Raw genomic sequence first — 26581 nt, 5'->3', positions numbered from 1 at the left:
CTCCGCTAAACACGGGGGCTGCGCGGCGGACACGCCGACGTCACCGCAATGCCACGCCATTTTGCAGAACTTGACGCACACAACTCCGGCCGCAGCCCCGCAAGGGGTCGCTCTAATGGCTATGCCGGCCCTCCGGCCGCCGGCACCCTTCGTTCGTGATGTCAGGACCGGGCCGGCTGATCGACAATCGCGGCAACGATCCGACGCACGATCGGAAGCACAATCAGCAGACTGGGAAACGCGACAAGCCATGAAGCGCCCCATGCATAGCTCCAGGCCGCTATAAACCCGTTTGTCCAGCCTGCGCCGATTGCCGTCGAAACCGCCGAGACAATCGAGGACATCAGAATCGAAAGAACCAACGGCATCACCACCGCGCCGTAGGAGGGCGGCAGCTTTCTCAACTTGAAGGCTCGATCCGGTGATGCTTGCATCGAAATCTCCCAATCAGAAAAAATGTGCGTCAGCGTTACTGTGAGGACGATCAGGCGGCATATGCCGTCTGCAGCGCCAATTCCCGAATGAAGCTTCGCAGCGAACGCGGCTCGCGGCCAAGCGCGGCACGCAACGTCAGGCTGTTCCCGCCGAGGCCGTATTTGGCGTAGTGGCTGTGTACTTTGGCCAGCATCTGCAACTGCCGGTCGGTATAGGGAAGGCGGGCCTTCGCCGCCCAGTCCTGAAATGTCGGCTCGCCCGCCGAAACCGGCCGGCCAAGCGCTTCGCTCATCATGGCGACGACCTCTTCGCGGCTGTGCATACCGTCGGCGCACAGCTCGAGGGTCGCATAGGACAAACGCGCTTCGGTCAGTGCGATTGCCGCCACTTCAGCCACATCGCGATAGTCGACGCGGGCGAGCTTCGCCGTCCTTGGAAACGGCTCGGCGAAAACGCCGTGCTCGACGACGGACGGCCAGGCCGGCGCGATATTTTGCATGAAATTGGCCGGGTGCAGAATGGTGTACTCCATGTTCGTCGAATAGAGGGCAGCTTCAACGGGTACCTTGCTTGCATGGTTTTCCAGCCTCGTATTGGTCGGCTGGATCACCGACGAAAAGACGAACTTTCGAACGCCTGCTCGCGCCGCCGCCTCAACCATGGCAACCCCCATGGCGGCTTCGTCCGGAGCAAAGGCCGGTCCGATGTGAAAGAGACCGTCGACACCTTTCACGGCCTGCTCAAGGCTCCGATGGTTGCGCAGATCTCCGATCGCGATCTCGGATGCGCCGGCTTTCCGGGCTTTTTCGGCACTCGCGGCGTCACGAACAAGCGCTCGAACCCTGGCATTGCGGCGGACGAGTTCAGGCACCACCAAACCGGCAACGCGGCCTGCGGCGCCTACGACCAGGACCGTTGGACTGGGTGTTCGCATGACGATCTCCTTCCTTCGAGTCTGCCTTTCGGCCTGTGCAGGGAAGATAAAATCTAGCGAACTTCGTTACAATTGATCGATTTTGCGATAGGTTCTCCCGATTTTCGGTAGAAAGGAGCGATGAGCGATGAGCCGGATAGATGATTTCGAAGCCTTCATTGCCATTGTCGAGCATGGCAGTCTGACGGCTGCCGCACGCCGGCTGAACCGCTCACTGCAGTCGGTCAGCCGGTCCCTGGCGACATTGGAGGAATCAATCGGGGTCGAGCTTCTGCACAGGACGACACGCCGCTCGACGCCGAGCGAAGCCGGAGCGGCCTTTTTCCAGCGCATCAAACCCGCCGTCGAGGAAATTAACGAAGCCAGGCTTCAGGCGGCCAATCGACGGTCGGAGCCATGGGGCATCCTGCGTGTCAGTGCCCCGGTTCTGTTCGGCCCGGACTTCCTCGTGCCGGTCATCGCCGATTATATGCGGACATATCCCCGGGTCGAGGTTGACCTCCAGCTTTCCGATGAATTTGTCGATCTCGATGCCGAGCGCCTCGATTTGGCTGTCCGAATCGGCAATTTGCCGGATTCCAATTTACGTGCGAAGCGCCTGGGCGCGCTGCGGCGCGTGGTGTTCGGCGCACCTGCCTACTTCCAGCAACACGGCCGACCGGCCCATCCGCTCGAATTGCGTGAGCATCAATGCATCGTACGAACCGTCGACGGCCGCCCAGGCGAATGGATGTTTCAGATTGAAGGCAAGCCCCGGCCGGTGAAGGTCGCGGGTACCTTCCGGTCGAATTTGATGATATCGATCTATGCGGCCGCGGTTCACGGATTGGGTCTGGGCTACTCGCCGCTTTGGCAGGTAAAGCACCTGGTGGACGATGGCCGCCTGGAACTGGTTCTAACCGAATTCGAGCCGGTGCCGGTGCCGATACACGCCGTGTGGCCGGAAGGCAGGTCGTCCTCAGCCAAAGTTCGCGCTTTTCTGGACCTGCTGGCATCCCGCCTGGAGCTCAGGGATCTTTAGCTACATAGCGAGCCTAGCGGCATACGGATCGCCGGCAGCACCAAAATCGACCGCCTCGCAGCAACGCCACAAGATTACCGAGAGCAGTACTTCTCAAAAGAGGGTGCTTCGCGCGTCGGCGGGGCCGCGCGCGAGCCGTGTCAGACCTTGGCCACGATCCGCATGAAGGCCGGCATGTCGTCGCCGAAGCCGACGGTCGCGTCATTGTCTTCCTGGCGCTGGCGGGCAGGGCGCTCGCGCTGCGGCCTGGTGTCGCCCCGTTCCGGCGCGCGCCGTTCGTTGCGATCGGGCGAAGCCTTGCGTTCAGGTGAAGCCTGGCGCTCGCTGTTTTCCGAGCGGATCGCCTCTTTGCGGGTACGCCGCTCGTCGATGTCGGCGACGGTGGCTTCGGCCACGACCGGCTGTTCCGCGCTAACTGCTTCCGGCGCTGCTTCTTCGCTGCGCTTGGCGTGGCGTTCACGCGGTTTGCGCTCGCCCCTGTCCTTGGCGTCATCCTTGCGACCGGCACGGCGTGGCGCACCGCGGCCACGGCGCGGGGCCTCATCCTCGCCGCCTTCGCTGGCAACGACCGTCGACAAATCGCCGTCATGCCACTCGATCTTCGTGCCGATCAGCCGCTCGATGGCGTCGATGTATTTGGTGTCCGACTTGGTCGCGATGGTGAAGGATTTGCCCGAGCGCCCGGCGCGGCCGGTACGGCCGATGCGGTGGACGTAATCCTCCGCGTGGATCGGCACGTCGTAATTGAAGACATGGCTGACATCGGGAATGTCGAGGCCACGCGCCGCGACATCCGAAGCAACGAGGTAGCGCAGCTTGCCGTCACGGAAATTGGCCAGCATCTGCATGCGCGCGCGCTGGTCCATGTCGCCGTGCAGGGCGCCGGCGTCGAAGTCATATTTCAGCAGCGAGCGGAACAGCTCCGATACCTCGATCTTGCGGTTGCAGAAGATGATGGCGTTCTTCAGCTCGGCATCCTCGGCTTTCATCAGATTGCGCAGCGTCTCGCGCTTGTCCCATGGTTTCGGGCCGGATTTCACCAGCCGCTGGATGATGTTGGTGGCGGCCGATGCTGCCTTCGACACTTCGACGCGCACCGGTGCGTGCAGGAATTTCTCGGTAAGCTTGGTGATTTCCGGCGGCATCGTCGCCGAGAAGAACAGCGTCTGCCTGGTGAACGGGATCATCTCACAGATACGCTCGATGTCGGGGATGAAGCCCATGTCAAGCATGCGGTCGGCCTCGTCGATGACGAGGATCTCGACGCCGTTGAGCAGGAGCTTGCCGCGCTCGCGATGGTCGAGCAGGCGGCCGGGGGTCGCGATCAGCACATCGGCGCCGCGCTCGAGCTTCTTGTCCTGCTCGTCGAAGGACACGCCGCCGATCAGCAGTGCGATATTGAGCTTGTGGTTCTTGCCGTATTTGACGAAGTTTTCCTCGACCTGCGCGGCGAGCTCGCGCGTCGGCTCGAGGATCAGCGTGCGCGGCATGCGGGCGCGGGCGCGGCCCTTTTCCAACCGGGTGAGCATCGGCAGGACGAAGGACGCCGTCTTGCCGGTGCCGGTCTGGGCAATGCCCAGCACGTCCTTGCCGAGCAAGGCGTGCGGGATAGCACCAGCCTGGATCGGCGTCGGCTCGGTGTAGCCGGCATCGGTAACTGCGGAAAGGACCTTCGGCGACAGGCCGAGGTCTGCGAAGGTCAACGCTTCTTGAGCGATCTGGGTGTCTGAGGACAAGTTTGGCTGTCTTTGGCTGGTTCGGGGGCGCAACATATGCAGTCGCGGCAAGCGCCGCGCGCCTGCAAGATCGGTATTGCAGGTAGGCGCAAGCCCACGATTTGTCAACACAAACGGGCGGCATTGGCGCGATTGTGAAGCCGTAAGCTTAATCGCGATGGTTACCGCTCGTCGATGGCCCGCTCTTCAGCAAGGCGACATTCTCGCACCAGCGCAGGTGTTGCAGATCAGCAACGCCAGGGTGCATTCATTCTGACCACACGCCAAAGTGTCATTTGAGATTTGAAATAACTCAGAAAACTAGCCACAAATGATTCATCTATTTTTCTTGGCTAAGGGGGCCACATTATGAAGAAAGCTTTTCTCTCCGCAGCGTTTCTGGCAGCGGCCTTGACTCCGGCGATCGCGGCCGATGTCGTGGAATTGCCGGTCGCATCAACGTATAACTGGACGGGCCTCTATCTAGGCGCACATGTCGGCGGTGGCAGCAGCAAAGTAGACTGGGAATATACTGTTGGCGGGACGGCTGATCATGATGGCAGCGGCGCCCTGGGCGGCGTCCAGGCCGGTTACAATTTCCAGAGCGGAAATATAGTCTATGGCGTCGAGGCGGACATCTCGGCCGCCCATATCGATGGCGGCACGGACTGTCCGAACCCCACCTTCTCTTGCGATTCCGATGTAAAGATGCTCGGATCGCTGCGTGGCCGAATTGGCTATGCGATGGATAGGCTGCTGATCTACGGTACCGGCGGTCTCGGCTTCGGCAGGGTTGAGATTAGCACAAGCGGTCCGATCGGGACCAACGGCACCTCGAAAACCAGAGCAGGCTGGACCCTGGGCGCGGGCCTGGAATATGCCTTTACCGATCACTGGTCGCTCAAGGGCGAATACAAATATTTCATCTGGGCAAGAGCGATTATACAGTCGACACCGGCCTGAATGTCGAAGCAAAGGTCCGCATACACACCGGAGTCATCGGCTTGAATTACAAGTTCTGATCGCAACGATCGGCCGCCGCAACACTTGTGTTGTCAAATAGGAACCCGGCCTCGTGCCGGGTTTTTATTTGCACGGTCTGTTCAATACCTGAACTGTTCGGCGAGAATGCGCTCGTTCCACGAATGGTTGGGATCGAACAGCAGCGTCGCCGTTGCCGTCGGCGATTCCCTCACCGTGACCGTCGTCACCGCCTTGACCTCGGTGTGGTCGGCGGCGGCATTCACCGGCCGCTTTTCCGGCTCCAGAATGTCGAAACGCACGATCGCCTTGTTGGAGAGCAGCGCGCCGCGCCAGCGGCGCGGACGAAACGGGCTGACCGGGGTCAGCGCCAGCAGCGGAGCGTCGAGCGGCAGGATCGGCCCGTGCGCCGACAGATTATACGCGGTCGAGCCGGCCGGCGTCGCAATCATCACGCCGTCGCAGTGCAATTCCTCCAGCCGCTCTTGCCCATCCACGGTGATGCGGATCTTGGCCGTCTGGTACGACTGGCGCCAAAGCGCGACCTCGTTGATCGCGAGCGCCGAAATCGTCTCGCCTTCGGCCGTCACCGCCTGCATCTCCAGCGGACGGATCGTTTCGGCAACGGCCGCCGCGATGCGCCCGGTCAAGCCGCTGGCGCGGTATTCGTTCATCAGAAAACCGATGGTGCCACGGTTCATGCCGTAGACCTTCTTTCCCGTGCTCATCGTCTCACGCAGGGTCTGCAGCAGAAAGCCGTCGCCGCCGAGCGCCACGACGATCCCGGCTTCTTCGACGGAGGCCTGGCCGTAACGCGCAGAGAGGCTTTCCAGCGCTGCATTGGCGTCGGCTGTACCGGATGAGACGAAGGCGAAACGGCTGGCGGTTTTGCTCATGGCTCTCAACGACAACCGATTGGCGACGACCGTCTGGCGACCGATTGGCGGCGACCGGTTGCTGGGCCGCGCCAGCGCCGGGTTAGCATGGGTGGGCATTTCTGCAAAGGGAGGGAGGTGCCTGGAGATGGCGACCAAACAAGCCGCACTCGCGCATCATGTCGGAGGACAAAATGATGTGATGGTTAAGACTCGCCTTAAACTCTCGTAAAGCCATATCGATCATGTTAGCCGGCAGCGGACGGGCGGCGTGGGGGCTAACCAGTCGAGGCCGATCTATTGCCGCTGGCACGCTTGATTATTGTCTTCCTGATGCTGGCAAGTTTTGCCCTGGCTTTCGCGGAACTGGTGCGCCAGGCGGAGGAAAAGAGCTTTAGACCCGAGCCCACGGCCTCGCGCTGCGGCGACGCGGCGGGGACACCCTGTCCGCAAAGGGCGCTTTGACGCCACAGCGCCAGTGCTTATCGGGCTTGCAACAGATGGCAGCCGGCCTGGCGCTTTTGCGCGAGGTACTCGTCGACAAGCTGGCGATAGCGGACTTTGCCGAAGCTCGGGAAATGGCCGCCGTGCACGACCGAGACATCGAGATCGCGCATGCGCAGCAGCGTTTCGACATAATCGTCGATATCGGAGTGATAGACGTCGTCGATCAGCGGGCCGTCATAGATGAAGTCGCCGGAAAACAGGATGCCCGTCCTGTTTTCGTAGAGCGCAATGCCGCCGGGTGAATGGCCGGGCGTGTGGATGACCTCGAAGGCACGGTCGCCGAGATCGACGATGTCGCCTTGCTCGAGCAACCGGCCGGCTGGTGCGGGCAGGATCCGGTAGCGCTTCGTGTCCCAGCCTTGCGGCATGCCGTCGAACATCTCGTCGGTGGCATAGCGGTCGGCAACCGTCCATTCGTTGCGTGGATCGGCGAGGATTTCGGCCTCGGCCGGGTGCACGCAGCGGTCGGGAAATTCGTGATGGCAGCCGATGTGATCGAAATGGGTGTGGCTGGCCACGCAGGTGAGCTTGCGCTCCGTGACCAGCGGCACGAGGCGGCGCAGACTGAAATGGCCGAGGCCGGTGTCGAACAGAAGATCGCGGTCGCGGCCGCGCACATGCCAGATGTTGCAGCGGAAGAACGGCTTGATCCACGGCTCGTGGATCAGCGTCACGCCATCGCCCATGCGGATAGTTTCGTACCAGTCAGGAGCGTCGATGATTGGAAGCGTGCTCATGTTTGGTCCGCAAGCAGGATGACGTCGCCAGCATCGCACGATACCGCGACAACGTCGCCCGCCTGGACGGCCGATGCTGCCGCGACCTTGGCGATGAAGTGCAGCGCCGGGTCGGTCGTGGAGGTCCCCAGCACACGCTTGAAGCTGCCCTGGAAGACGACGTCGCTGACCTTGGCCGTACCGAGCGCCACGGCACCGCCGGCAGCGCCGAAGACAAGATGCTCCGGGCGGATGGCCAGCGCAACGGTCGAGCCGGCCGGCAATGTGCCGGGCAGCGAGAGCGACCCAAGCTTCGTGGTGACGGCGATTTTGCCGCTCTTCGCCTCGGTCACCGTTCCCGATATCAGCGTGCTTTCGCCCATGAAAGTCGCGGAAAAGCGCGTCGCTGGCCGGGCATAGACGCGCTCGGGCGGTCCTTCGTCCTCGATGCGCCCGTCATTCATCACCACGCAATGATCGGCCAGCGCCATCGCCTCTTCCTGGTCGTGGGTGACGTGGATGAAGGCGGTGCCGACGCGTTTCTGGATCGCCTTCAATTCGTCCTGCATCTGCCGGCGCAATTTCAGGTCGAGCGCGCCGAGCGGCTCGTCGAGCAACAGCACCGCCGGCTCGACCACCAGGGCGCGCGCCAGTGCCACGCGCTGCCGCTGACCGCCGGAAAGCTGGTGCGGCTTCTTGTCGAAGGCAGTGGCCAGCCCAACCAGCGCCAGCGCCTCGCGCGCCCTTGCTGCCCGGGTTGCGGCATCGACACCCCGCATGCGCAGGCCGAAGCCGACATTGCTGCCGACGCTCATATGCGGAAACAGCGCGTAGTCCTGGAACACGGTCGTCGTCGGCCGCTTCGCCGGTGGCACGGCAGTGCAGTCCTCGCCGCGGATCAGCACCTTGCCTTCGCTCGGCGTGACGAAGCCGCCGAGGATGGACAGAAGCGTCGTCTTGCCGGACCCGGACGGCCCGAGCAGGATCGTGTAGCTGCCAGGCTCGATCGTCAGCGAGACGTTCTTCAGCACGGTATGCTGGCCGAAGCGATGCGAGACGGAGCTTATATCGACCAGTGGCGCACTCATGCCGGCTTCCTCCGCAACAGCATCAGCTCGAACAATACCACCAGCACGATGGAGACGGCGAAGACCAGCGAGCCGACGGCGTTGGTCTTGGGATTGAGGCCGGAGCGCAGCAGGTTCCAGATCTCGACCGGCAGCGTCGTATCGAAGCGCGTCAATAGGAACGAGATGACGAATTCGTCCCAGGAGAAGGTCATCGACAGAAAGAAACCGGCGAAGATCGCCGGTGCCATGACAGGCACGGTGATCAGCAGCAGCACCTTCCATTCGGGCGCGCCGAGGTCGCGCGCGGCGCGCTCGATGTTGATCTGGTGGTCGCCCATCTGGCTGTAGACGATGGCAAAGCAGAGCGGCAGGTTGATCACGACGTGGCCGATGCCGGCGGCAGTGAGCGACTTCGGCACGCCGGCCCAGTTGAACAGGACCAGCAGCCCCATGCCGATGATGAGATAGCTGACGGTCAGGGGCAAGGTGATCAGCCCGCGCATCAGGCCCGAGCCCGGCAAGGCGAAGCGCGCAAAACCCCAGGCGGAGAGAAAGCCCAACGTGACGGCGGCAGCCGAGGAGACGACCGCCACCAGCAGCGAATTGACCAGAGCCGAGGTCAGCCGCGTGTCGGCGAGCACGGCCTCGTACCAGCGCAGCGACGGTCCGGTGAAGGGCGGGATCGGAAACGACGTCGCCTGCAGCGAAAACAGCACCAGAACGATGACCGGTAGAAAGATGAAGCCGTAGATTGCGATGGCGTAAAGGCCGGAGACGAGGCGGATGAGCGCGCGCATGGTCAGGCCCGCTCGATCTTCAGCCAGCGGGAGCAGGCGAGATAGGCAATGGTGACCACCGCCATCAGGATGATCGACAACGCCGAAGCGAGCGGAAAGTCGCCGCGCCGGCCGATCTGCATCATGACGAGCTGCGGCATCAAAAGCTCGTTGTTGCCGCCGAGGATCTGCGGCGTGATGTAGTCGCCGATGCACAGCACGAAGGTGAGGAAGGCGCCGACCATGATACCGGGGAGCGTCAGCGGCAGAACGACATGCAGGAAAGTCCGAACCGGCCCGGCGCCGAGGTCGGCGGCGGCCTTGCGATAACTGGGGCTAAGCTGCTTCAGATTGGCGAAGATCGTCAGCGTCAACAGCATGACGAAGAAATGCACGAAGCCGGTGATGGTGGCCAGCCGCGTATTGGCGAGCTGCAGCGGTTCGCTGGACAGGCCAGAGCCTGTCAGTGCGCGGTTGACGACGCCGTTTTGCGCCAGCACCAGCAGCCACGAATAGGAGCGCACGACATAGGAGGTCCAGAACGGCAGCACCGCCAGCATCAGCGCCAGCCGCTGCCAGCGCTCCGGCACCTGTTCGGCCAGGATCCAGGCAAAAGGATAGGCAAGCAGCACCGAGATCACGGTGACGATCGCTGTGACCTGCAGCGAGTTCACCATCGCCTGCCAGTAGGACGGATTGGCAAAGAACTGGCTGTAGTTGGACAGCGTGAAGCCGCCGCCTTCATGTGCCGTCAGGCTGGATACCGCCATGGCGACGAAGGGCAGCACAAAAAACACCAGCGTCCAGCCGAGCGCCGGCGCGACCAGCGCCCAGGGCAGGGCACGCCCACTGTTGACGGCGTTCACGACCGGCAGCCGGTCATTGCGCCTGCAGCATTTCGGTCCAGACGTCCTGCATCTTCTTGTCGAGGTCGGCGTTCGGCGCAGGATAGGACTGGGCGCGGGCGAGGAATTCCGGCTGCTCGTCGAAGCGCAGGATCTTCTTCTGCTCGTCGCTCAACGCCGCCTTGCTGTTGGCCGGCATGCCCCAATAGCAGGACGAGGTGGCGAGCCGCGCCTGGCCTTCGGGGCTCATAATGTACTGGATGAATTTAAGCGCCAGCTCCTTGTTCTTGGAATCCTTGAACATTGCCAGCGACTGCGACCACAGCACGGCGCCTTCTTTCGGAATGGAGAAGTCGAGGGCAGGGTTTTCCTTGGCCAGCCCCGCCGTCACCCATTCGCCGCCGCCGACCAGTATGTCGACCTCGCCGGTCGCCAGTGCCGTCTGGCTGGCGGTCACCTCGCCGACCAGCTTGGCGTTGGCCTTCATTTTGAGCAGCTCTTCCTTGATGGCGGGAAGGTCGGCTTCGGTCAGTTCCGCCGTCTTCTTGCCGATCGCCAGTGCGGCCATGCCGATGACAGGCAGGTAATAATCGTAGATGGCGATCTTGCCCTTGTATTTGTCGCCGGTCAGCGCCGCCATCGTCTGCATGTCGGCCGGGTCGACCTTAGTCTTGTTGTAGCCGATCGTGTTGTAGCCGAACTTTTCGGTGATGCCGTAACGCTTGCCGTCAACGACGGTGGAGCTGTCCATCTTCACCTGCGGAAACAGATCGGCCAGCGGCAGCTTGTCTTCCGGCAGCGGCTCGAACAGGCCTTTTTCGACGCCGCGCGGTATGTCGATGCTGTCGATCACCATCACGTCCCAGTCGCCGGGCTGCGATTGTTCGACGATGGCCAGGCCGGCGCCCGTGCCTTCAAACTCCTTGACATTGACCTTGACGCCGTTCGCTTCCTCGAACGGCTGCAGCAGCGCCGGATCGGCGTGATCGCACCAGATCAGCGCGTTGAGATCCTGCGCCTGAGCGAGGCTGCCCGCCGCCAGCAGCAGTGCTGCCGCGGCACACGCGCCTTGGAGATGGCTCTTCAGAACGGAAAGCGGATTCCTGACTGTTAGATTGGGGGTCTTTGGATTGACGGACATCGAGTGTTCTCCCTTGCCTTTTTGGCTTGTAGGAAAAATTGAACCAATTCTAAAATTGAGTCAATTCTGATTTTGTGGCAAACAGCCGTTATGAGCGGATTGCGGGCAAGGCAGAAGGCGGATCGGCACCGCCGCATCATCGAGGCGGCGGCGGCGCTTTTCCGCGATGCCGGTTATGAAGGCGCCAAGATCGAGACCATCGCGGCGCAGGCCGAAGTCTCGGTCGGCACCATCTACAATTACTACCAGAACAAGGGCGACATCCTCGGCGCCATCGTCTCGATGGAGGTCAACGAGGTGCTGAATGCCGGGCGCGGCGTCGTCGCCAACCCGCCGGCCAATGTCGGCGACGCTCTCGATACGCTGCTCGGCATCTATATCGAGCACTCGCTGCATTATCTCAGCAAGGAGATGTGGCGGCAGGCGATGGCGATCTCGACGCAGCTGCCCGACAGCCCGTTCGGCCAGGCCTATACGGGGCTGGACCGCGCCCTGACCGAGCAGATCCGCGCGCTGATCGTCCGCCTGCAGGCGCTCGGGCTGGTGCGTCGCGACATCGACGGGCCGGCACTCGGCGAACTCATCTTCAACAACATGAACATGATGTTCATCGAATTCGTGAAGCGCGAGGAGGCGAGGATTGCCGAGTTGCGGGCGGCGATACGACGGCAGAACCGGATTTTGGTGGCGGCGATCGGAGTGTAAGAAGATCAAGGGCGAGTTGAGCCTGCAACACAAATCGCCGCAGCCGGAGCATCGCCTACCGGTTGATCAGCCATAGAATGGCCGAGAGCACGATGCTGACCAGTATCCCCGTGGTGATAGGGACATAAAGCCTGAAGTTCTCACGCTCGATCACGATATCGCCGGGCAGCCTGCCAAGGCCGGTCCGGGCCAACCAAGGCCACAGCAGGCCTATGGCGACTATGCTGAGACCAACGACGATCAGAATTCGCGACATGGCAGCATCCTGCCGACAAAAATGCCGGGCGCCCAATATGGACCCCGATCATCCGGCTACTAGGCCTGCTCGAGCGAGGATTTCAGGAGCCGGCGTGACATGCCCGTGCGGCTTGCAGTAGTCCGGGTCGATCGCGCGATAGCCGAGCAGATGGCCGAGTGGCGCCAGGATCGCCAGCGCCACTCGCTGAATCGCAGGTGGCGGGTGCGTGAAGACGATCACGTCGGCAAATTCCCTGGCGATGACTGCTGCCTGAAGCGGCGAAGGTCTACCTTTTCTGTCCACCTTGCCGGCATTGGCCAGGCCGAAGAGCATGCCGATCAGCAGCTCGAAACGGTTCGGGTCGACATTGTCCGCACCTGGCGCCCGGTCGACTTCGACCAGGACATGCGCTTCTTCGGTTTTGCTGCTGTTCCACCAATCATGTGCGACGCCTGCTTCGACCGTGGCGGATTGGCCAGGCTCCAGGGACAAAGTCTTCCCGGCGATGCAAGCGTCGAGACGGCCACGGAGGACGGTAAACCGTTCCGTCAGGTTCGGGTGGAAGTGCTCGCCCACCACTGCGGCTCCCGGCCGGGCGGTCAGATGAGCGATGCCAGGTCCCTGGCCGCGGTCTTCTGTGCCACGCAGGATGACGGCATATTCGCCGGTCACCTTGTTCTCGTAGACATCTCCACAGTGTGACATGGATCAGCTCCGGGTTCAGAGCACCGGTGTCCAGCAACTTTATCGTCAACCGATTGATCGTTCAACGACGCTCGAACAGGCGATTGCGGAAACACCAGCTGCCGGCTCTTCGGCGACGCGGGCGATCAGCGCTCTACCGAACATGCTTGGGAGGCCGCGCACGCGGAAACGGCACGACCGTCAGTGGCGCCTTGCGGAATTCCGCGATGGCTATTTCTTCAATCAGCGCGTCGAGGACCTCGTTGACGCGTCGGCTCGTTTCATCTGCGCCGCAGAGGCGGTTTTGTGCGCACTCCAAAAGCTCGCGCGCCGCGGCGAAATCACTTCGCATGACAACACCCGTTGGTTTGGCCCGCCACACGGGGCATTGTCGGCGCGCTTAATTGAGCGAGTGCTAATATACACAGGGGCAATTTAATCGAATGCTGTTAAATGGCCCGGAGCCGGAGAGGGGCCGAAATGATGGCTGTAAGGGCTAGGCACTAATGGGCTCGGCGTCTCTTGGTATGAGATGCCAAAGTGCAATCTGGCGTCAGATTAAGCCGGCAATTTCACGCGACGTTTGTGGTTCCCCGACGGGGACGGAACGCGTGGCCCTAAAACGTTCTTGGGCGGCTAAGATATTCTCTGGCGGCGGCAATCTGGCGTCGGTGCTCGCGCAGGAAGGCTGCGCCGAAACAAATGGCGAAGGCCAGTACAGAAAGGCTTGTCGTTGCTCTTGATGTTGGATCGGGGTCGGGACTTGTCAGCAAACGAAAACCGAACGCGAAGGCGAAGACGATAAGGCCGCCAAACATCCCGTTGATGAAGGGGGCGGTCGTGCGTTTCTGCTCCAACGGAAACTCCCATGGTTTCCGATGCAGTTATATGCGTTTGAATTGATGTGCCACCGCTCTTGACGGCCCGACCCTGTGGAAATCGGGGATGACCAGATATCGATGCGTGTTGGGAAGTCCTCGCAAGCAATCCTTGCTTGCTGGTGCCCCCGGACGGGATCGAACCGCCGACCTTCGGTTTACAAAACCGCTGCTCTACCAGCTGAGCTACAAGGGCACGGCGCTTCGGTTACCATATTTGATGCGCCAGTAAAGACAAAACTCCGTTTTTCGGTTCCCGGCGAACGCGCCGGTTCTGCCGCCGGGGCGTCCTGAAAACGGCCAATTCGCTTCCTATATTGATGGAAGGTGCAATCGCATCAGCGAGGCAGTCGCATGATCAGGTTTGTCATCATTCTCCCGCTCGTCGTCGTGGCCTGGGTTCTCCTGGTGAAGCTCATCAAGGACCTGAAGCACGCCAATATCGACTGGACCGGCGTCACCACCATCGTCGGCTTCATCGCGCTCGCCTTCTGGCTTCGCCACATCACCGGGATGGGGTGAGGCCTGCCGGTTGTTCCGGTGAACTGTCGACGGCGCGACCATTCGTGGTCGCGCATCAGACCGCGCGATTTCGCCCGCCGAGAAAAAATCCAAAAGGACCTTCGAACCTTTTTCCTTGTCGCGACGACTGATGGTCAAGAGGCGGTTGGATCGCCTCCCACAACAAGGAGATCGTCATGTTCAAGCGCACCATCATTTCCGGCCTCGTCGCCACCACTGTCGCCGCCGCCATGCTGGTCGGCACCGTTCAGCCGTCGGCCGCCCATCACAAGCACAAGCACCTCGGCATCGGCATTGCCGCAGGTGTCGGAGGCTTCCTGCTCGGCAGCGCGCTGGCCCAGCCGCGCACCGTCTATATCGAGGAAGACGGCGGCTCGTGGCACGTCCGGCGCTGCCTCAATCGCTACCAGAGCTACGACCCGTACTCGGACACCTATGTCGGCTACGACGGCTATCGCCATCGCTGCTGGCTTGAGGGCCACGATGCCAGCTTGGGATGACCGTTTCATGCAACCGGAAGAAGGGCGCCCCACTGGCCCTTTTTCTGTTGTTCGGCGATAGGCTTCCTGTCGAAATCGACTGACTATCAGTGTCGGCGCTGCCCCTCATCTGCCTGCCGGCATCTTCTCCCCGTATAGTGACGGGGAGAAGGGACGCTCTCGGCGATGACTTCGGCAGTCTCCAGCGCTGCAAGAGGGCGCCAAGGTCGCGGTCAGCTTCTTTCTCCCCGTCACTATACGGGGAGAATGCCCGGCAGGGCAATGAGGGGCAGCGCCAGCTTCAGTCTCCAAGCAATTTAGCTATCATTTGTCTCCGATTTCACCAGGAACCCGGCAGTATACAGCGATTTCCCAACAGCCTAGTCTGCACCGATAGCGAAACAGGGAGAGGGCGCTTGGGCGAGCACGATCCGAACGAAGAGCCGATCGAGACGGTTTTCCGCAACGGCACAATCACCACCGTCGGCATCCTGCTGGCGTTCTCGCTGGGCTTCATCACGCATTGGGCCGCCAACCCGATACCTTGGGAAATCTATCACCTGGCCGCCGTCGTGCCGATTTTGATCGGCATTGCCCTGCAGATACGAGCGCTGCGGTTGCTGCTCGACTTAACGTCTCTACAACGGCGCGTTTATGAACGCGCCAATCGTATCTTCATTGCCGGCCTAATCTTCACCGCCTGCGGAGTTGGGCTGGCGATGCTGCTTGATTTCTACGACCTATCGACCAAGAGCGCGGTGCCCGGGGCCTAGCTTTGGCCATCCTGGCAGATGTCGCACCATTCGACGCTGGTCAGCGCAGCCATGCGCTCGGTTCGCTGCGAAGGCCGGGAGGGGTCGGCAGCCCGCCGATCATCCTTGTCACCTTCGCCGCCGCATCGTGCACAAGCGGGCCGATCTCGGCCAGCCGTTCCGGCGTTACCCGCACCGTCGGCCCGGAAACCGAAACGCCGCCGATCGGCTCGCCGAACTCATTGAAGATGGCGGCGGCAACGCAGCGCATGCCCGGATGCCGCTCCTCGTCGTCTACCGACCAGCCGCGCAGCTTGATCGTCACCAGGTCGCGGGCGAGCGCCGGGATATCGGACAGCGTGTTTTCGGTGAAGCGCTCCAGCCCGGCCCGGCGCAGGATGGTGGCGACGCGTTCCGGCTCGAGATGCGCCAGCACTGCCTTGCCGATGCCCGAGGCATGGAAGGAGCTGCGCGTCCCCGGCCGGAAGAAGGCGCGGATCGCCTGATGCGTCTCGACCTGACTGACAAAGACGACGCAATCGTCCTCGGCGACGCCGAGATTGGCGGTCTCGCCGGTCTTCTCCATCAATTCCTGCATGACGATACGGGCGCGGTCGACCAGCTTGCGGCGGCGCAGGAACGCCGCGCCCATGCGATAGGTCTCGACGCCGATCGACCACAGCTGGTCGGTACCGTCGAACTCGACCATGCCGTGGTTCTCCAGCGTCGTCAGCATGCGGTAGGCGGTGGATGCCGGCAGACCGGAACTGGCGGCGATCTCGCTCAGCGACAGGCCGCTGCCATCGGCAACGATTGCCAGGATGCGCAGCGCCCGGTCCAGCGACTGCACCGAAGCAGCCTCGGCCGGCCCGTTGAAGGCGCGCGGCCGGCCGCGCTGGCGTTTTTCGGTGGTTTCCATCGGGCCATTCTTCGCTCTGTTCGCCCAGCAAGGCAATGAAAAAGTTTTTCATCGATTTGCGAAGCGAATTCGTGGAAAACAGAAAGTCAAATCAATTCAATCTACAAGAGCCGTTTTCTAGAAATGAAAATATATTCTGAAAAAATTGAAAAATCATTGGTGCGCTGGCATCATCGGCTATCAACAATTCCGTGGAGGCTGACATGGCCAAGATGCGCGCAGTCGACGCAGCGGTTCTCGTTCTCGAAAAGGAAGGCATCTCCTGTGCCTTCGGCGTGCCGGGTGCTGCGATCAACCCGCTCTATTCGGCGCTGAAGGCGAGGGGCAGTATCCGCCACATCCTTGCGCGGCACGTCGAGGCGGCTTCGCATATGGCCGAAGGGTTTACCCGCGCCAGATCGGGCAATATCGGTCTGTGCATCGGCACTTCGGGTCCCGCCGGAACCGACATGATCACCGGCCTCTATTCGGCCGCTGCCGATTCAATTCCCATCCTCTGCATCACCGGGCAGGCGCCGCGGGCGCGTCTCAACAAGGAGGATTTTCAGGCCGTCGACATTGCGGCGATCGCCGCACCCGTCGCCAAATGGGCGGTTACGGTGATGGAACCCTATCTGGTGCCGATGGCGTTGCAGAAAGCGTTTCATCTGATGCGCTCGTCGCGGCCGGGGCCGGTGCTGATCGATTTGCCTGTCGATGTGCAACTGACCGAGATCGAGTTCGACATCGATGCCTACGAGCCGCTGGTGCCGTTCAAGCCGGCAATGTCGCGCGCCCAGGCCGAGAAGGCGTTGACGATGCTGAATGCGGCGGAAAAGCCTGTCATCGTCGCCGGCGGCGGCATCATCAACGCCGATGCGTCCGATCTGCTGATCGAGTTCGCCGAGGTCGCCGGCGTGCCTGTCATTCCGACGCTGATGGGCTGGGGCGCGATCCCCGACGACCACCGCCTGATGGCCGGCATGTGCGGGCTGCAGACCTCGCACCGCTATGGCAATGCCACGATGCTCGAAGCCGATTTCGTTTTCGGCATCGGCAACCGCTGGGCCAACCGCCACACCGGTTCGATCGACGTCTATACCAAGGGCAAGAAATTCATCCACGTCGATATCGAGCCGACGCAGATCGGCCGGGTCTTCGCGCCGGACCTCGGCGTCGTCTCGGACGCCGGTGCGGCGCTTAAGATGCTGCTCGACGTCGCCACCGAGTGGAGGACGGCCGGAAAATTGCGCGACTGGTCGGGCTGGGCCGGCGAATGCCGGCAGCGCAAGAAGACGATGAAGCGCAAGACCCATTTCGACCAGGTGCCGCTGAAGCCGCAGCGCGTCTACGAGGAGATGAACAAGGCGTTCGGCCGCGACACCACCTATGTCACCACGATCGGCCTGTCCCAGATCGCCGGGGCGCAATTCCTGCACGTCTACAAGCCACGCAACTGGATCAATTGCGGCCAGGCCGGCCCGCTCGGCTGGACATTGCCGGCAGCCCTCGGTGTTCGCGCCGCCGATCCGGACCGCACAATTGTGGCATTGTCCGGCGACTATGATTTCCAATTCATGATCGAGGAACTGGCGGCCGGCGCACAGCACAAATTGCCCTACATCCATGTCGTCGTGAACAATGCCTATCTCGGCCTGATCCGCCAGGCGCAGCGCGGCTTTTCGATGGATTTCGAGGTCAGCCTCGCCTTCGAGAACGTCAATCGACAGGGCGATCCAGAGGCGGGCTACGGCGTCGACCACGTCGCCGTTGCCGAGGCGATGGGCTGCAAGGCCGTCAGGGTGCGCCGGCCGGAGGAATTCGCCGGTGCCTTCGAAGAGGCAAAGCGCCTGATGGACGAGCACCAGGTTCCGGTGGTGCTCGAATTCATCCTCGAGCGCGTCACCAACGTTTCGATGGGTACCGAAATCGACAAGATCACCGAATTCGAGGAGCTTGCCGAACGCCATGAAGATGCCCCCACGGCGATCGTCATGCTCGATTAAGCCGCATATGAGGAACTACTGCCATGCCACGGTTCTCAGCCAATCTTTCGATGCTCTTTGGCGAGCATGACTTCCTCGACCGCTTCGATGCCGCCGCCCGCGCCGGCTTCAAGGGCGTCGAGTATATCGGCCCCTACGACCATGCGCCGGATGTCGTCGCGGCCAGGTTGAAGAAGAACGGGCTGACGCAGGTCCTGTTCAACCTGCCTGCCGGCGACTGGGCCAAGGGCGAGCGCGGCATCGCGATCCTGCCCGACCGCGTGCCGGAGTTCCGGCAGGGCATTGCCAAGGTCGTCACCTATGCCCATGCGCTCGGCTGCGAGCAGGTCAACTGCCTCGCCGGCATCGCGCCGCAAGGCGTCGACCGCTCCGTGCTGGAAGACGTCTTCGCCGAAAATCTGGCTTTCGCGGCCGAAAAGCTGGAGCAGGCCGGCATCAGGCTGCTGATCGAGCCGATCAACACCCGCGACATTCCGGGTTTTTTCCTGAATTACTCGGATCAGGCCCTGGCGCTGATCGACCGCGTCGGCTCGAAGAACCTGTTCCTGCAATACGATATCTATCACATGCAGATCATGGAGGGGGATCTCGCCCGTACCATCGAGGCAAACCTCAACCGCATCGCGCATATCCAGCTTGCGGACAATCCCGGCCGTCATGAGCCGGGGACGGGCGAGATCAATTTTCCCTTCCTGTACAACCACATCGACCGCATCGGCTATTCCGGCTGGGTCGGTGCGGAGTACAAGCCCAAGGGCGGAACGGAAACCGGGCTCGGGTGGTTTCGGGACGCGGCCGGGCAGGGCAGCGCGGCGGCGTAGACGCTGCGTATCGCACGTCGCGTTCCTGCGCGCCCCCCTCTGGCCTGCCCTCTTTGCCAAAACTTGGCATCTCCCCCACGAGGGGGGAAATTGGATGTCGCCGCCGCTTTCGCCAATTTTCGAGGTTTAGAAAGTTACAAGCCGACGCCGAAATTGCCGATCTCCCCACCCGTGGGGGAGATGGCCGGCAGGCCAGAGGGGGCGCGAAAGAACTCGGCCTTAACAAGTACGACGGAGAACTAAAAATGGAAATCATCGGCTTCATCGGCCTCGGCATCATGGGCGCGCCGATGGCGGGGCATCTGCTAGACGCCGGTTATCAGGTCGTCGCCAGCGACCACCGCTCGAAACCGCCGGCCGACCTCGTCGCCAAGGGCCTGAAGGTCGTCACCGGCCATGATGCCGTCGCACGTGCCGCCGACATCGTCATCACCATGGTTCCGGATACGCCGCAGGTCGCCGACGTGCTGTTCGCTGAGAATGGCGTCGCGTCAGGCCTCACTAAAGGCAAGCTGGTCATCGACATGAGCTCGATCTCGCCGATCGAGACCAAGGAATTCGCAAAAAAGATCAACGATGTCGGCTGCGACTATCTCGATGCACCGGTGTCGGGCGGCGAGGTCGGCGCCAAGGCGGCGTCGCTGACCATCATGGTCGGCGGTGAGGAAAAAGCCTTCGAACGCGCCAGGCCTATCTTCGAGAAGATAGGCAAGAACATCACTCTGGTCGGACCCAACGGCGTCGGCCAGATCACCAAGGTCGCCAACCAGATCGTCGTTGCGCTGACTATCGAGGCCGTTGCCGAAGCGCTTGTTTTTGCATCGAAAGCCGGCGCCGACCCGGCCAAGGTCCGGCAGGCGCTGCTGGGCGGGCTCGCAAACTCGCGCATCCTGGAAGTGCATGGCGAGCGCATGATTAAGCGCACTTTCGCGCCCGGCTTCCGCATCGAACTCCACCAGAAGGACCTGAATCTCGCCCTTGAAGGCGCGAAAGCGCTCGGCGTCGCCCTGCCCAACACTTCAACGACGCAGCAATTGTTCAACTCGTGCGCGGCGAACGGCGGGGCGAAGGAGGATCATTCAGCGTTGGTCAGGGCGCTGGAGCGGATGGCGGGACACGAGGTTGGGTGAGAGTGAGGTGAATTAGTCTGCAATACCTTCGATGGGCCGACTTCTTTCGACCGCATAGCGTATGAGATCGGCAAAACGCTTCAGAAAATCTTTGGATTCCTCCGACATTCCTTCAGTTCGCACAAGTGCCTCAACTTGCTTGGTCAAGGAAGGTAGGGATTCGATCGGAAGAGTGACGTCCTCATAGAAATCTTCGAATTTCAGTATGAATTCAAACGCGTTTTGGTTTGCGATTGACACGATTTCATGATGCGCAGAGGGACCTACCGATACGCATCGATCGATATGTCCATCTGGATTGAGAACGGCAAAATCCAATGACATGCATTGCGCCCTATTTGCCGCGCGCGAACCACCGCCTCGCCGCATAAAGCGCCACCGCCGCGGCATTCGACACGTTGAGCGAGCGGATGGCACCGGGCATGTCGAGGCGGGCGAGCGTCGTCACCGTTTCGCGCGTTTTCTGGCGCAGGCCTTTTCCCTCGGCGCCGAGCACCAGAGCGATCTTGTCGCCGGCAAAGCTCGTTTCGAGCTCCGCCGGCCCGTCTGAATCCAGGCCGATCGTCTGGAACCCGGCCTTGTGCAGCTGCTCCAGCGCATCGGCGAGGTTCTTCACCTCGATCTGATCGATATGCTCGAGCGCGCCGGAGGCCGATTTCGCCAGAACGCCGGATTCCTGCGGGCTGTGGCGCGCCGTGGTGATCAGTGCACCGGCGCCGAAAGCCACGGCCGAGCGCAGGATCGCACCGACATTGTGCGGATCGGTGATCTGGTCGAGCACCAGCACCAGACTGGTGTCGCCGAGCGCATCGAGGCGTTTCGGTTTCAGCGGCTCGGCCTCGATCAGCACGCCCTGGTGCACGGCATCCGAGCCGGTGACCTTGTCGATGTCCCTGGGTTCGACCAGTTCCGCCTTGAAGGGCAAAGCGCCAAGGTCGGCGATTGCCAGCCGCTCGGCAGCGTTGCGCGTCACCAGCATCTTCTTGATTTTTCGGCGCGGATTGTCGAGTGCGGCCCGCACCGTGTGCAGCCCGTAAAGCCGCACCAGCCCGTCCGCGGCGTTCTCGCCGGCCGGCACCGGCTGGCGCGGCCTGAACGCCGGCGCGCCGCCGCTCTTCTCGTCGCGATGCGCGCGCCGCAGCTTGGCGTAGTGGGTGTCTTTCGGGGTCTTCGATTTGTTATCGTTGCTCATGGCCGGCTTCTATAGCCGTGTCGTCCGGCCATGGATACAGCTGCATAAGCTGCTTGTCGGGCGAGGTGCGAAATTCAGCGCTTTTTGCCGGACTGTTGCGGTTGACAGTTTTGGGCGCTGCCGCCATAAGGCGCTTCGCGGAAGGGCTGCTCAGGCAGCCGCGACGCGTCGATGCCTCGTTGCATGGCTCCGGCGGCAGACTGGAGAGGTGCCCGAGTGGTTAAAGGGGACGGACTGTAAATCCGTTGGCTATGCCTACGTTGGTTCAAATCCAACCCTCTCCACCACTGCCGGCCCGGAAGCCCTGAAACGCAGAGCGAGCGTCGGAGCGGATCCGATGCTTGACTGAAAGGCGCGGGTATAGCTCAGTGGTAGAGCAGCAGCCTTCCAAGCTGAATATGCGGGTTCGATTCCCGCTACCCGCTCCAGATTTCCCCCAAGCCGCGGCGCACCTCGCGCACGATTCCGAAGCAGGCACCGCCAAGCGAAGCGCTTTGCCGATAGTTCAAAGTATTCGTTGCGCGTCCAGACGGACGCGCATCTTAATCTGTGTTATCGTTGTCCCGAACCGCAGGCGGTGTGGGGCGACAGGCGTCAGCTCGCGAATTTGCTGAATATGGACGCGAGTTGGTTCTGCTGCGGCACTTGCCCGTTCGGCGTCAGCTGGTCGACAAGCCCTGGCAAGGCCGCCGACAGTTGCTTGAGCAGGTCCTGTTGGTTCAGACCCGTCCTTTGCGCGATCTCCTGAATGATCTGCGGGCCGAGGGCACTGCCCAGATCGCTGGGGTTGATCGGCTGGTTCTGACCGGTGCCGACCCACGAATTGGCAACGTTGCCGTGGCCGGCGTCCTTCAGTTTGTCGAGCAGTCCGCCCAGACCGCCGAGCAGTCCGCCATCGGCGGATGCGGTTGTATCAGGCGGGACGGGGGCAGGGCTCTGCGCCGCCTCCGGCTGGGCGGAACTTCCACCGCTCAGCATTTTTCCCACCAAAAGTGCGCCGAGCGCGATCATCAGCGGCTTGGCGACGTTGCCGCCGGGAACGGCATTGTCAAACAGTCCCATTGTGGATCTCCATGTCAAATTGCCCGTCCGTCTCCAACAATGACGCATCCATGGCGAATTTCAAGCCGGTTTGAGCTTTCCGTAATCATGATTTTCAAGTTGGCTTGAGCTTTGCTTAATAATGTGGAAGTAATCGGGTGCGGGGAACGGAGAGGAAAAATGTCAATATTAAGCTGGATTATTCTCGGCGTCATCGCCGGCTTCATAGGCAGCAAGATCGTCAATAAAAGCGGGCAAGGCCTGGTGCTCGACATCGTGCTCGGGATTGTCGGCGCCATCGTCGGCGGGCTCATCTTCAGCGCCTTTGGCGCGTCGGGCGTTACCGGGCTCAACATCTATAGCCTGATCGTCGCCGTGGTCGGTGCCGTGGTTGTCCTGTGGGCCTATCATCAGTTCAGCGGCAAGAGGGCACTGTAGAAGCCGTCCGGCAGTTGCGTCGGCATTCGGGTGAATGCCGACCCCCTATCTGATCCTTTTGAGGATTTCGCGGATCAGCGTGTTGAGGCCGGCTTCCAGCCCTCTCACCATGATCGGCCATAATTCCTCGAGCAGTCGCTGCCATGCGGCATCGCGCCCAATCCTCACCGGCAGATTTGGCATCGCGCCCATTGCCGCCGTCACGTCGCGGCGCAGCCGCTCGCCACAGGCGCTTGCGCCGCTGATCGTCGGATCGAAGGGCAGCCGGGTGAAATCCCATTTTCCGCGCTGCTCGATGCCGAGATTGCTCTCGACTTCGGCATGCGACAGCACCGTTTTGGGCGTGACCTTGATGCGGTAGTATTTGCAGAGTTCGGCGACGACGGCGGCCATCGCGCCCCACTGCGCCCTGGTCATCGGATAGCGGCCGGCATCGAACGGCCTTTCCTCCGCCCCGGCCATGCAGCAGAGCGAAACCCCGATCGAGCCGCCGTTGCAGTTGAGCGTGTGCGCGGCATATCCCGGTTTTACCCGGCCTGAATTGAGCGCGATCGAGGGCCGGCCCCTGACCAGGCGGCCATTCCCCTCGACCAGTATGTGATACGCATCCCTGTCGGTATCGCCGGCCGAATGCGAGCCGGCCGTCCAGTGGCAAATGACGCGCCTCATCGCAACATTGGGCAACCAGTCGGGCGGCAATGCCACAGAAATCCCCGCGACATAAGTTCAGTGACGGAGCACAGTATAGTTTCATAGTTTCCTTGGCGGCGGACGCGAAAACGAAACGATAATTTGGTTGAGCGTTTTCTAACGGTCAGCTATTCGCCGGCATCTCCGGCGACCGCGTGTTCTCTGTATTGCGGCAGATCGTCGGTGATCGTGAACCACTTCGCCTTGGAGCCGACGAAGATGTGCTGCGTCGGGCGGATGGTCGGCTCGTCGACCAGGGTTCCCATGGCGACATGCACGAAGGCACCGTCGCGGACCACCGAATAGAGCAACGAGCCGCAGGTCTTGCAGTGCGCGTCATGGCCGGTTTCATCGCCGAAGATCGTGAGATTGTCCTCGCCCTTGGTCAGGCTCAGCCTGTCGCGCTCGATGCCGGCGAATGGCTTGAACGCCGAGCCGGTGGTGCGCCGGCAGTTCGAGCAGTGGCAGTTCGCGGCGTAGACGAACGCGTCCGCCACCGCGTACTGAACGGCGCCGCACAGGCACTTTCCGATAAGCCTGCGGTTGCGTGAATTCTGGTTGTCATCCGGGCTTGCCACGCGCTCCTCCTATTGTGCAGGCCGATTTCAGTTTCAAGCGACGACGGTCAACCGGCGCTTGCGCTCGTCGAGCGAGACGATGGTCAACCCGCTGGCGACCACCAGCAGGATGCCGCAGATGGCCAGCGCATTCGGGAGTTGCCGGAATACCACCACGCCTGAAATCACCGCCCAGACGGTAAAGCAATAGTAGAACGGCGCCACCACGCTGGTCGGCCCGACGCGATAGGCCATGAAGATGAAGAAGTGGCCGAAGATCAGGAACAGTCCGGCGCCGCCCATCAGCAGCAGGTGACGGATTTCAGGCACCACCCACTGCTCGGAAACCAGATGCGCAACGCCGGCGCCCGCGAGCACGACAATCACCGCGGAAATAGCTACAACCATTCCCGGCACGTCGGCGGCGACCTTGCGTCCGGCCAGATCGCGCGCCGCGGACAGGGCGGCATTGCCTAGCGCCAGCAGCGCATAGACCGAAATCCCCTGCATTGTCGGTTGTGCCACCATCACTGCGCCGATAAAGCCGAGCCCGATCAGCGCCAGGCGCAGCCCACCGATCCGTTCGCCAAACAGCATCGAGGAGCCGACCAGCATCAGCAAGGGCGTGATCTGTCCGAGCGCGGTCGAATCGGCGATCTGCATGTTGGCGAGCGCCACCACGTAGCAAAGGATCGCACCCAGTTCGAGCATGTTCCTGCGCAAAACCTTGGCGTCGAGGATCAGCGGGATCTGCTTGCCGTAGCCCAGCATGAACAGCAGCGGAATGCCCCACAATGTTGCCGCAGCGCCGCGCAGGAACAGCACCTCATAGGGCGGCAGTCCCGCGGTTGCGAGCTTCATCATCGTGTCGTTGACGATGTAGGACCCGGTCGAAACGACCATGAACAGCGGGCCTCGTATGGCAGTCGGGATGAAATGCATAGGCCCACGAAATCAGACCGGCGCCAGGGCGGCAATGGGCCAGATCCGGCTGTAAATCCGTCAAAGCCGTCAGCCGCCGCCACAACCATTCCAATTGCCCTTGTTCGTTCCTATATCCGCGCCACATTCTCCGAAACCGGATCACGCGTTCGGGCGGGCGAGCGCGCTCGGCGACAAGGCACTTGTGTTTTTCGGCCTTAGTCGCTAATCGCCCCGCATTCGACTGAACTGAAGGTCCAGGCCGTCCCCAGGCCGTCCAAGGAAAGAGACTATGGCAAAAGGTAAATTCGAGCGCACTAAGCCTCATGTGAACATTGGCACGATTGGTCACGTCGATCATGGCAAGACGTCGCTGACGGCGGCGATCACCAAGTATTTTGGCGAATACAAGCGCTACGACCAGATCGATGCGGCGCCCGAAGAGAAGGCGCGCGGCATCACCATTTCGACGGCGCACGTCGAATACGAGACCGCCAACCGCCACTATGCCCATGTCGACTGCCCCGGCCACGCCGACTATGTGAAGAACATGATCACCGGTGCCGCGCAGATGGACGGCGCGATCCTGGTGGTGTCGGCCGCCGACGGCCCGATGCCGCAGACCCGCGAGCACATCCTGCTCGCCCGCCAGGTCGGCGTGCCCTCGATCGTGGTGTTCTTGAACAAGGTCGACCAGGTCGACGACGCCGAGCTGCTCGAGCTGGTCGAGCTCGAGGTGCGTGAGCTTCTGACCAAGAACGAATTCCCCGGCGACGACATTCCGATCGTCAAGGGTTCGGCGCTTGCCGCCCTTGAAGACAGCGACAAGAAGATCGGCGAGGACGCCATCCGCGAACTGATGGCTGCGGTCGATGCCTACATCCCGACGCCGGTTCGTCCGCTCGACAAGCCGTTCCTGATGCCGATCGAGGACGTGTTCTCGATCTCGGGCCGCGGCACGGTTGTGACCGGCCGCGTCGAGCGCGGCGTCGTCAAGGTCGGCGAGGAGCTGGAGATCGTCGGCATCCGTCCGACCACCAAGACGACCTGCACGGGCGTCGAGATGTTCCGCAAGCTGCTCGACCAGGGCCAGGCCGGCGACAACATCGGCGCGCTGCTGCGCGGTGTCGACCGTGAAGGCGTCGAGCGCGGCCAGGTCCTGGCCAAGCCCGGCACCGTCAAGCCGCACAAGAAGTTCGTTGCCGAAGCCTACATCCTGACCAAGGACGAGGGCGGCCGCCACACGCCGTTCTTCACCAACTACCGTCCGCAGTTCTATTTCCGCACGACGGACGTGACCGGCATCGTGTCGCTGCCGGAAGGCACCGAGATGGTGATGCCGGGCGACAACATCACCGTCGATGTCGAGCTGATCGTGCCGATCGCCATGGAAGAGAAGCTGCGCTTCGCTATCCGTGAAGGCGGCCGCACCGTCGGTGCCGGCATCGTCGTCACCATCAAAGAGTAGTCGCCGGCGCTGCCGGTTGAGATCGGATGCAAAGGGGCGGTCTTCGGGCCGCCCTTTTGATTCTGATATTCTGGCAATGGATTAACCGCATTGCTTCAAATCCTGTTGCAAGCGCCTCTGCCATAACTAGTATAGGTTGCATCGA

The 26581-nt window shown here is 61.9% G+C and carries 32 protein-coding genes and 3 tRNA genes; 14 read left to right on the top strand and 21 right to left on the bottom strand.

Annotated elements, in window-relative coordinates; all coding sequences use genetic code 11:
* Window positions 1–161: 161 nt before the first annotated feature.
* Together NKH33_RS29435 and NKH33_RS29430 are read right to left on the bottom strand one after the other, a co-directional pair.
* The gene (locus NKH33_RS29435; protein ID WP_023679921.1) at window positions 162–434 is read right to left on the bottom strand and encodes a DUF2798 domain-containing protein; all 273 of its coding nucleotides are present in this window, start codon (window positions 432–434) and stop codon (window positions 162–164) included.
* Between the two features lie 50 nt (window positions 435–484).
* Window positions 485–1369, bottom strand: coding sequence for an NmrA/HSCARG family protein (locus tag NKH33_RS29430; protein ID WP_352922829.1), 885 nt, complete (start codon window positions 1367–1369; stop codon window positions 485–487).
* 127 nt (window positions 1370–1496) lie between these two features.
* On the opposite strand from NKH33_RS29430, the gene NKH33_RS29425 reads away from it, so the two are divergent.
* On the top strand, window positions 1497–2390 hold the full coding sequence (locus tag NKH33_RS29425; protein ID WP_352472770.1) for a LysR family transcriptional regulator: 894 nt from the start codon (window positions 1497–1499) through the stop codon (window positions 2388–2390).
* A 140-nt stretch (window positions 2391–2530) separates the two neighbouring features.
* Here NKH33_RS29425 and NKH33_RS29420 read toward each other — a convergent pair whose 3' ends face one another.
* Window positions 2531–4126, bottom strand: coding sequence for a DEAD/DEAH box helicase (locus NKH33_RS29420; RefSeq protein WP_352472771.1), 1596 nt, complete (start codon window positions 4124–4126; stop codon window positions 2531–2533).
* 348 nt (window positions 4127–4474) lie between these two features.
* Here NKH33_RS29420 and NKH33_RS29415 point away from each other — a divergent pair, with 348 nt between their 5' ends.
* Window positions 4475–5068 (top strand): outer membrane protein, encoded by a 594-nt coding sequence (locus NKH33_RS29415; protein WP_352922827.1) that lies wholly within the window; start codon window positions 4475–4477, stop codon window positions 5066–5068.
* A gap of 140 nt (window positions 5069–5208) precedes the next feature.
* Here the strand turns inward: NKH33_RS29415 and NKH33_RS29410 are convergent, their stop codons facing one another.
* A complete protein-coding gene (locus NKH33_RS29410) occupies window positions 5209–5982 on the bottom strand; it encodes an NAD kinase (RefSeq protein ID WP_023679915.1) in 774 nt (257 codons plus the stop codon).
* 279 nt (window positions 5983–6261) lie between these two features.
* Here NKH33_RS29410 and NKH33_RS29405 point away from each other — a divergent pair, with 279 nt between their 5' ends.
* Entirely contained in the window at window positions 6262–6426 is a 165-nt protein-coding gene (locus tag NKH33_RS29405) for a hypothetical protein (RefSeq protein ID WP_352835934.1), read from the top strand.
* A 17-nt stretch (window positions 6427–6443) separates the two neighbouring features.
* Here the strand turns inward: NKH33_RS29405 and NKH33_RS29400 are convergent, their stop codons facing one another.
* From NKH33_RS29400 to NKH33_RS29380, 5 genes are read right to left on the bottom strand one after another with little or no spacing between them, the layout of a single operon-like run.
* Entirely contained in the window at window positions 6444–7205 is a 762-nt protein-coding gene (locus NKH33_RS29400) for an MBL fold metallo-hydrolase (protein WP_352922824.1), read from the bottom strand.
* On the bottom strand, window positions 7202–8272 hold the full coding sequence (locus tag NKH33_RS29395) for an ABC transporter ATP-binding protein (RefSeq protein ID WP_352472774.1): 1071 nt from the start codon (window positions 8270–8272) through the stop codon (window positions 7202–7204). The genes NKH33_RS29400 and NKH33_RS29395 overlap by 4 nt, the downstream gene beginning before the upstream one ends.
* Window positions 8269–9051, bottom strand: a complete 783-nt coding sequence (locus tag NKH33_RS29390; protein WP_352501653.1) for an ABC transporter permease — start codon at window positions 9049–9051, stop codon at window positions 8269–8271. Before NKH33_RS29390 ends, NKH33_RS29395 begins: the two co-directional genes overlap by 4 nt.
* 2 nt (window positions 9052–9053) lie before the next feature.
* A complete protein-coding gene (locus NKH33_RS29385; protein WP_352922821.1) occupies window positions 9054–9896 on the bottom strand; it encodes an ABC transporter permease in 843 nt (280 codons plus the stop codon).
* 13 nt (window positions 9897–9909) lie between these two features.
* Window positions 9910–11016, bottom strand: coding sequence for a polyamine ABC transporter substrate-binding protein (locus NKH33_RS29380; protein WP_352922818.1), 1107 nt, complete (start codon window positions 11014–11016; stop codon window positions 9910–9912).
* A 90-nt stretch (window positions 11017–11106) separates the two neighbouring features.
* Between NKH33_RS29380 and NKH33_RS29375 the strand changes: the two genes are divergently transcribed.
* Window positions 11107–11721, top strand: coding sequence for a TetR/AcrR family transcriptional regulator (locus NKH33_RS29375; RefSeq protein ID WP_352702335.1), 615 nt, complete (start codon window positions 11107–11109; stop codon window positions 11719–11721).
* Between the two features lie 55 nt (window positions 11722–11776).
* On the opposite strand, the gene NKH33_RS29370 is transcribed toward NKH33_RS29375, so the two are convergent.
* The 5 genes from NKH33_RS29370 to NKH33_RS29350 form a co-directional block, all read right to left on the bottom strand.
* Window positions 11777–11977: a DUF2905 domain-containing protein gene (locus tag NKH33_RS29370; RefSeq protein ID WP_352922815.1), complete on the bottom strand. Its 201-nt coding sequence runs from the start codon at window positions 11975–11977 to the stop codon at window positions 11777–11779.
* Between the two features lie 48 nt (window positions 11978–12025).
* Window positions 12026–12664, bottom strand: coding sequence for a cupin domain-containing protein (locus tag NKH33_RS29365; RefSeq protein WP_352472779.1), 639 nt, complete (start codon window positions 12662–12664; stop codon window positions 12026–12028).
* Between the two features lie 133 nt (window positions 12665–12797).
* On the bottom strand, window positions 12798–12995 hold the full coding sequence (locus tag NKH33_RS29360) for a hypothetical protein (protein ID WP_352541362.1): 198 nt from the start codon (window positions 12993–12995) through the stop codon (window positions 12798–12800).
* Window positions 12996–13260: 265 nt separating this feature from the next.
* Window positions 13261–13500 carry a hypothetical protein gene (locus NKH33_RS29355; RefSeq protein WP_352541361.1) on the bottom strand — a complete coding sequence of 80 codons (240 nt, stop codon included), beginning with the start codon at window positions 13498–13500 and terminating at the stop codon, window positions 13261–13263.
* A 141-nt stretch (window positions 13501–13641) separates the two neighbouring features.
* A tRNA-Thr gene (locus NKH33_RS29350) sits at window positions 13642–13717 on the bottom strand.
* Window positions 13718–13875: 158 nt separating this feature from the next.
* Here NKH33_RS29350 and NKH33_RS29345 point away from each other — a divergent pair.
* The 3 genes from NKH33_RS29345 to NKH33_RS29335 all read left to right on the top strand — a co-directional run bounded on the left by NKH33_RS29345 (window position 13876) and on the right by NKH33_RS29335 (window position 15295).
* A complete protein-coding gene (locus NKH33_RS29345) occupies window positions 13876–14043 on the top strand; it encodes a hypothetical protein (protein ID WP_352649049.1) in 168 nt (55 codons plus the stop codon).
* A gap of 176 nt (window positions 14044–14219) precedes the next feature.
* Window positions 14220–14543 (top strand): BA14K family protein, encoded by a 324-nt coding sequence (locus tag NKH33_RS29340; protein ID WP_352922812.1) that lies wholly within the window; start codon window positions 14220–14222, stop codon window positions 14541–14543.
* 395 nt (window positions 14544–14938) lie between these two features.
* Window positions 14939–15295, top strand: coding sequence for a hypothetical protein (locus NKH33_RS29335; RefSeq protein WP_352501665.1), 357 nt, complete (start codon window positions 14939–14941; stop codon window positions 15293–15295).
* A 40-nt stretch (window positions 15296–15335) separates the two neighbouring features.
* On the opposite strand, the gene bhcR is transcribed toward NKH33_RS29335, so the two are convergent.
* A complete protein-coding gene (bhcR, locus tag NKH33_RS29330; protein ID WP_352472784.1) occupies window positions 15336–16193 on the bottom strand; it encodes an HTH-type transcriptional regulator BhcR in 858 nt (285 codons plus the stop codon).
* 203 nt (window positions 16194–16396) lie between these two features.
* Here bhcR and gcl point away from each other — a divergent pair, with 203 nt between their 5' ends.
* From gcl to NKH33_RS29315, 3 genes are all read left to right on the top strand, one after another.
* On the top strand, window positions 16397–18178 hold the full coding sequence (gcl, locus tag NKH33_RS29325) for a glyoxylate carboligase (protein ID WP_352922809.1): 1782 nt from the start codon (window positions 16397–16399) through the stop codon (window positions 18176–18178).
* A 23-nt stretch (window positions 18179–18201) separates the two neighbouring features.
* Window positions 18202–18999 (top strand): hydroxypyruvate isomerase, encoded by a 798-nt coding sequence (gene hyi, locus NKH33_RS29320; protein WP_352702326.1) that lies wholly within the window; start codon window positions 18202–18204, stop codon window positions 18997–18999.
* Window positions 19000–19244: 245 nt separating this feature from the next.
* Window positions 19245–20129, top strand: coding sequence for a 2-hydroxy-3-oxopropionate reductase (locus NKH33_RS29315; protein WP_352922806.1), 885 nt, complete (start codon window positions 19245–19247; stop codon window positions 20127–20129).
* Between the two features lie 12 nt (window positions 20130–20141).
* Here the strand turns inward: NKH33_RS29315 and NKH33_RS29310 are convergent, their stop codons facing one another.
* Window positions 20142–20453, bottom strand: coding sequence for a hypothetical protein (locus NKH33_RS29310; protein ID WP_352457472.1), 312 nt, complete (start codon window positions 20451–20453; stop codon window positions 20142–20144).
* 10 nt (window positions 20454–20463) lie between these two features.
* On the bottom strand, window positions 20464–21321 hold the full coding sequence (rlmB, locus tag NKH33_RS29305; RefSeq protein ID WP_352922803.1) for a 23S rRNA (guanosine(2251)-2'-O)-methyltransferase RlmB: 858 nt from the start codon (window positions 21319–21321) through the stop codon (window positions 20464–20466).
* 202 nt (window positions 21322–21523) lie between these two features.
* Here rlmB and NKH33_RS29300 point away from each other — a divergent pair.
* Together NKH33_RS29300 and NKH33_RS29295 are read left to right on the top strand one after the other, a co-directional pair.
* Window positions 21524–21608, top strand: a tRNA-Tyr gene (locus tag NKH33_RS29300).
* 67 nt (window positions 21609–21675) lie between these two features.
* Window positions 21676–21749, top strand: a tRNA-Gly gene (locus tag NKH33_RS29295).
* Window positions 21750–21915: 166 nt separating this feature from the next.
* Here the strand turns inward: NKH33_RS29295 and NKH33_RS29290 are convergent.
* The gene (locus NKH33_RS29290; protein ID WP_023680430.1) at window positions 21916–22383 is read right to left on the bottom strand and encodes a YidB family protein; all 468 of its coding nucleotides are present in this window, start codon (window positions 22381–22383) and stop codon (window positions 21916–21918) included.
* A 159-nt stretch (window positions 22384–22542) separates the two neighbouring features.
* Between NKH33_RS29290 and NKH33_RS29285 the strand changes: the two genes are divergently transcribed.
* Window positions 22543–22800, top strand: coding sequence for a GlsB/YeaQ/YmgE family stress response membrane protein (locus NKH33_RS29285; protein ID WP_023717513.1), 258 nt, complete (start codon window positions 22543–22545; stop codon window positions 22798–22800).
* Between the two features lie 45 nt (window positions 22801–22845).
* On the opposite strand, the gene NKH33_RS29280 is transcribed toward NKH33_RS29285, so the two are convergent.
* The 3 genes from NKH33_RS29280 to NKH33_RS29270 all read right to left on the bottom strand — a co-directional run bounded on the left by NKH33_RS29280 (window position 22846) and on the right by NKH33_RS29270 (window position 24989).
* Window positions 22846–23505, bottom strand: a complete 660-nt coding sequence (locus NKH33_RS29280; protein ID WP_352922801.1) for a peptidoglycan recognition protein family protein — start codon at window positions 23503–23505, stop codon at window positions 22846–22848.
* A 113-nt stretch (window positions 23506–23618) separates the two neighbouring features.
* The gene (locus tag NKH33_RS29275) at window positions 23619–24068 is read right to left on the bottom strand and encodes a GFA family protein (RefSeq protein ID WP_352501672.1); all 450 of its coding nucleotides are present in this window, start codon (window positions 24066–24068) and stop codon (window positions 23619–23621) included.
* A 33-nt stretch (window positions 24069–24101) separates the two neighbouring features.
* Complete coding sequence (locus tag NKH33_RS29270; RefSeq protein ID WP_352686955.1) at window positions 24102–24989, bottom strand: DMT family transporter; 888 nt, start codon at window positions 24987–24989, stop codon at window positions 24102–24104.
* A 271-nt stretch (window positions 24990–25260) separates the two neighbouring features.
* On the opposite strand from NKH33_RS29270, the gene tuf reads away from it, so the two are divergent.
* Window positions 25261–26436, top strand: a complete 1176-nt coding sequence (gene tuf, locus NKH33_RS29265) for an elongation factor Tu (RefSeq protein WP_254817137.1) — start codon at window positions 25261–25263, stop codon at window positions 26434–26436.
* Window positions 26437–26581: the final 145 nt, after the last annotated feature.

It is taken from the genome of Mesorhizobium sp. M1182 (assembly GCF_040318335.1).
Classification (GTDB): Bacteria; Pseudomonadota; Alphaproteobacteria; order Rhizobiales; family Rhizobiaceae; genus Mesorhizobium.
The sequence above is the reverse complement of the archived record's forward strand: the minus strand, read 5'-3'. Positions and strand labels throughout refer to the sequence as shown.

Excerpts from the sequence above, each read along its gene's own strand:
- NKH33_RS29270 (WP_352686955.1), bottom strand. The coding sequence starts at position 24,989 with ATGCATTTCATCCCGACTGCCATACGAGGCCCGCTGTTCATGGTCGTT.
- gcl (WP_352922809.1), top strand. The coding sequence starts at position 16,397 with ATGGCCAAGATGCGCGCAGTCGACGCAGCGGTTCTCGTTCTCGAAAAG.
- NKH33_RS29375 (WP_352702335.1), top strand. The coding sequence starts at position 11,107 with ATGAGCGGATTGCGGGCAAGGCAGAAGGCGGATCGGCACCGCCGCATC.
- NKH33_RS29395 (WP_352472774.1), bottom strand. The coding sequence starts at position 8,272 with ATGAGTGCGCCACTGGTCGATATAAGCTCCGTCTCGCATCGCTTCGGC.
- rlmB (WP_352922803.1), bottom strand. The coding sequence starts at position 21,321 with ATGAGCAACGATAACAAATCGAAGACCCCGAAAGACACCCACTACGCC.
- NKH33_RS29430 (WP_352922829.1), bottom strand. The coding sequence starts at position 1,369 with ATGCGAACACCCAGTCCAACGGTCCTGGTCGTAGGCGCCGCAGGCCGC.
- tuf (WP_254817137.1), top strand. The coding sequence starts at position 25,261 with ATGGCAAAAGGTAAATTCGAGCGCACTAAGCCTCATGTGAACATTGGC.
- NKH33_RS29415 (WP_352922827.1), top strand. The coding sequence starts at position 4,475 with ATGAAGAAAGCTTTTCTCTCCGCAGCGTTTCTGGCAGCGGCCTTGACT.
- NKH33_RS29315 (WP_352922806.1), top strand. The coding sequence starts at position 19,245 with ATGGAAATCATCGGCTTCATCGGCCTCGGCATCATGGGCGCGCCGATG.
- NKH33_RS29425 (WP_352472770.1), top strand. The coding sequence starts at position 1,497 with ATGAGCCGGATAGATGATTTCGAAGCCTTCATTGCCATTGTCGAGCAT.
- hyi (WP_352702326.1), top strand. The coding sequence starts at position 18,202 with ATGCCACGGTTCTCAGCCAATCTTTCGATGCTCTTTGGCGAGCATGAC.
- NKH33_RS29390 (WP_352501653.1), bottom strand. The coding sequence starts at position 9,051 with ATGCGCGCGCTCATCCGCCTCGTCTCCGGCCTTTACGCCATCGCAATC.
- NKH33_RS29310 (WP_352457472.1), bottom strand. The coding sequence starts at position 20,453 with ATGTCATTGGATTTTGCCGTTCTCAATCCAGATGGACATATCGATCGA.
- NKH33_RS29360 (WP_352541362.1), bottom strand. The coding sequence starts at position 12,995 with ATGCGAAGTGATTTCGCCGCGGCGCGCGAGCTTTTGGAGTGCGCACAA.
- NKH33_RS29380 (WP_352922818.1), bottom strand. The coding sequence starts at position 11,016 with ATGTCCGTCAATCCAAAGACCCCCAATCTAACAGTCAGGAATCCGCTT.
- NKH33_RS29410 (WP_023679915.1), bottom strand. The coding sequence starts at position 5,982 with ATGAGCAAAACCGCCAGCCGTTTCGCCTTCGTCTCATCCGGTACAGCC.
- NKH33_RS29365 (WP_352472779.1), bottom strand. The coding sequence starts at position 12,664 with ATGTCACACTGTGGAGATGTCTACGAGAACAAGGTGACCGGCGAATAT.
- NKH33_RS29340 (WP_352922812.1), top strand. The coding sequence starts at position 14,220 with ATGTTCAAGCGCACCATCATTTCCGGCCTCGTCGCCACCACTGTCGCC.
- NKH33_RS29435 (WP_023679921.1), bottom strand. The coding sequence starts at position 434 with ATGCAAGCATCACCGGATCGAGCCTTCAAGTTGAGAAAGCTGCCGCCC.
- NKH33_RS29345 (WP_352649049.1), top strand. The coding sequence starts at position 13,876 with ATGATCAGGTTTGTCATCATTCTCCCGCTCGTCGTCGTGGCCTGGGTT.
- NKH33_RS29290 (WP_023680430.1), bottom strand. The coding sequence starts at position 22,383 with ATGGGACTGTTTGACAATGCCGTTCCCGGCGGCAACGTCGCCAAGCCG.
- NKH33_RS29370 (WP_352922815.1), bottom strand. The coding sequence starts at position 11,977 with ATGTCGCGAATTCTGATCGTCGTTGGTCTCAGCATAGTCGCCATAGGC.
- bhcR (WP_352472784.1), bottom strand. The coding sequence starts at position 16,193 with ATGGAAACCACCGAAAAACGCCAGCGCGGCCGGCCGCGCGCCTTCAAC.
- NKH33_RS29285 (WP_023717513.1), top strand. The coding sequence starts at position 22,543 with ATGTCAATATTAAGCTGGATTATTCTCGGCGTCATCGCCGGCTTCATA.
- NKH33_RS29400 (WP_352922824.1), bottom strand. The coding sequence starts at position 7,205 with ATGAGCACGCTTCCAATCATCGACGCTCCTGACTGGTACGAAACTATC.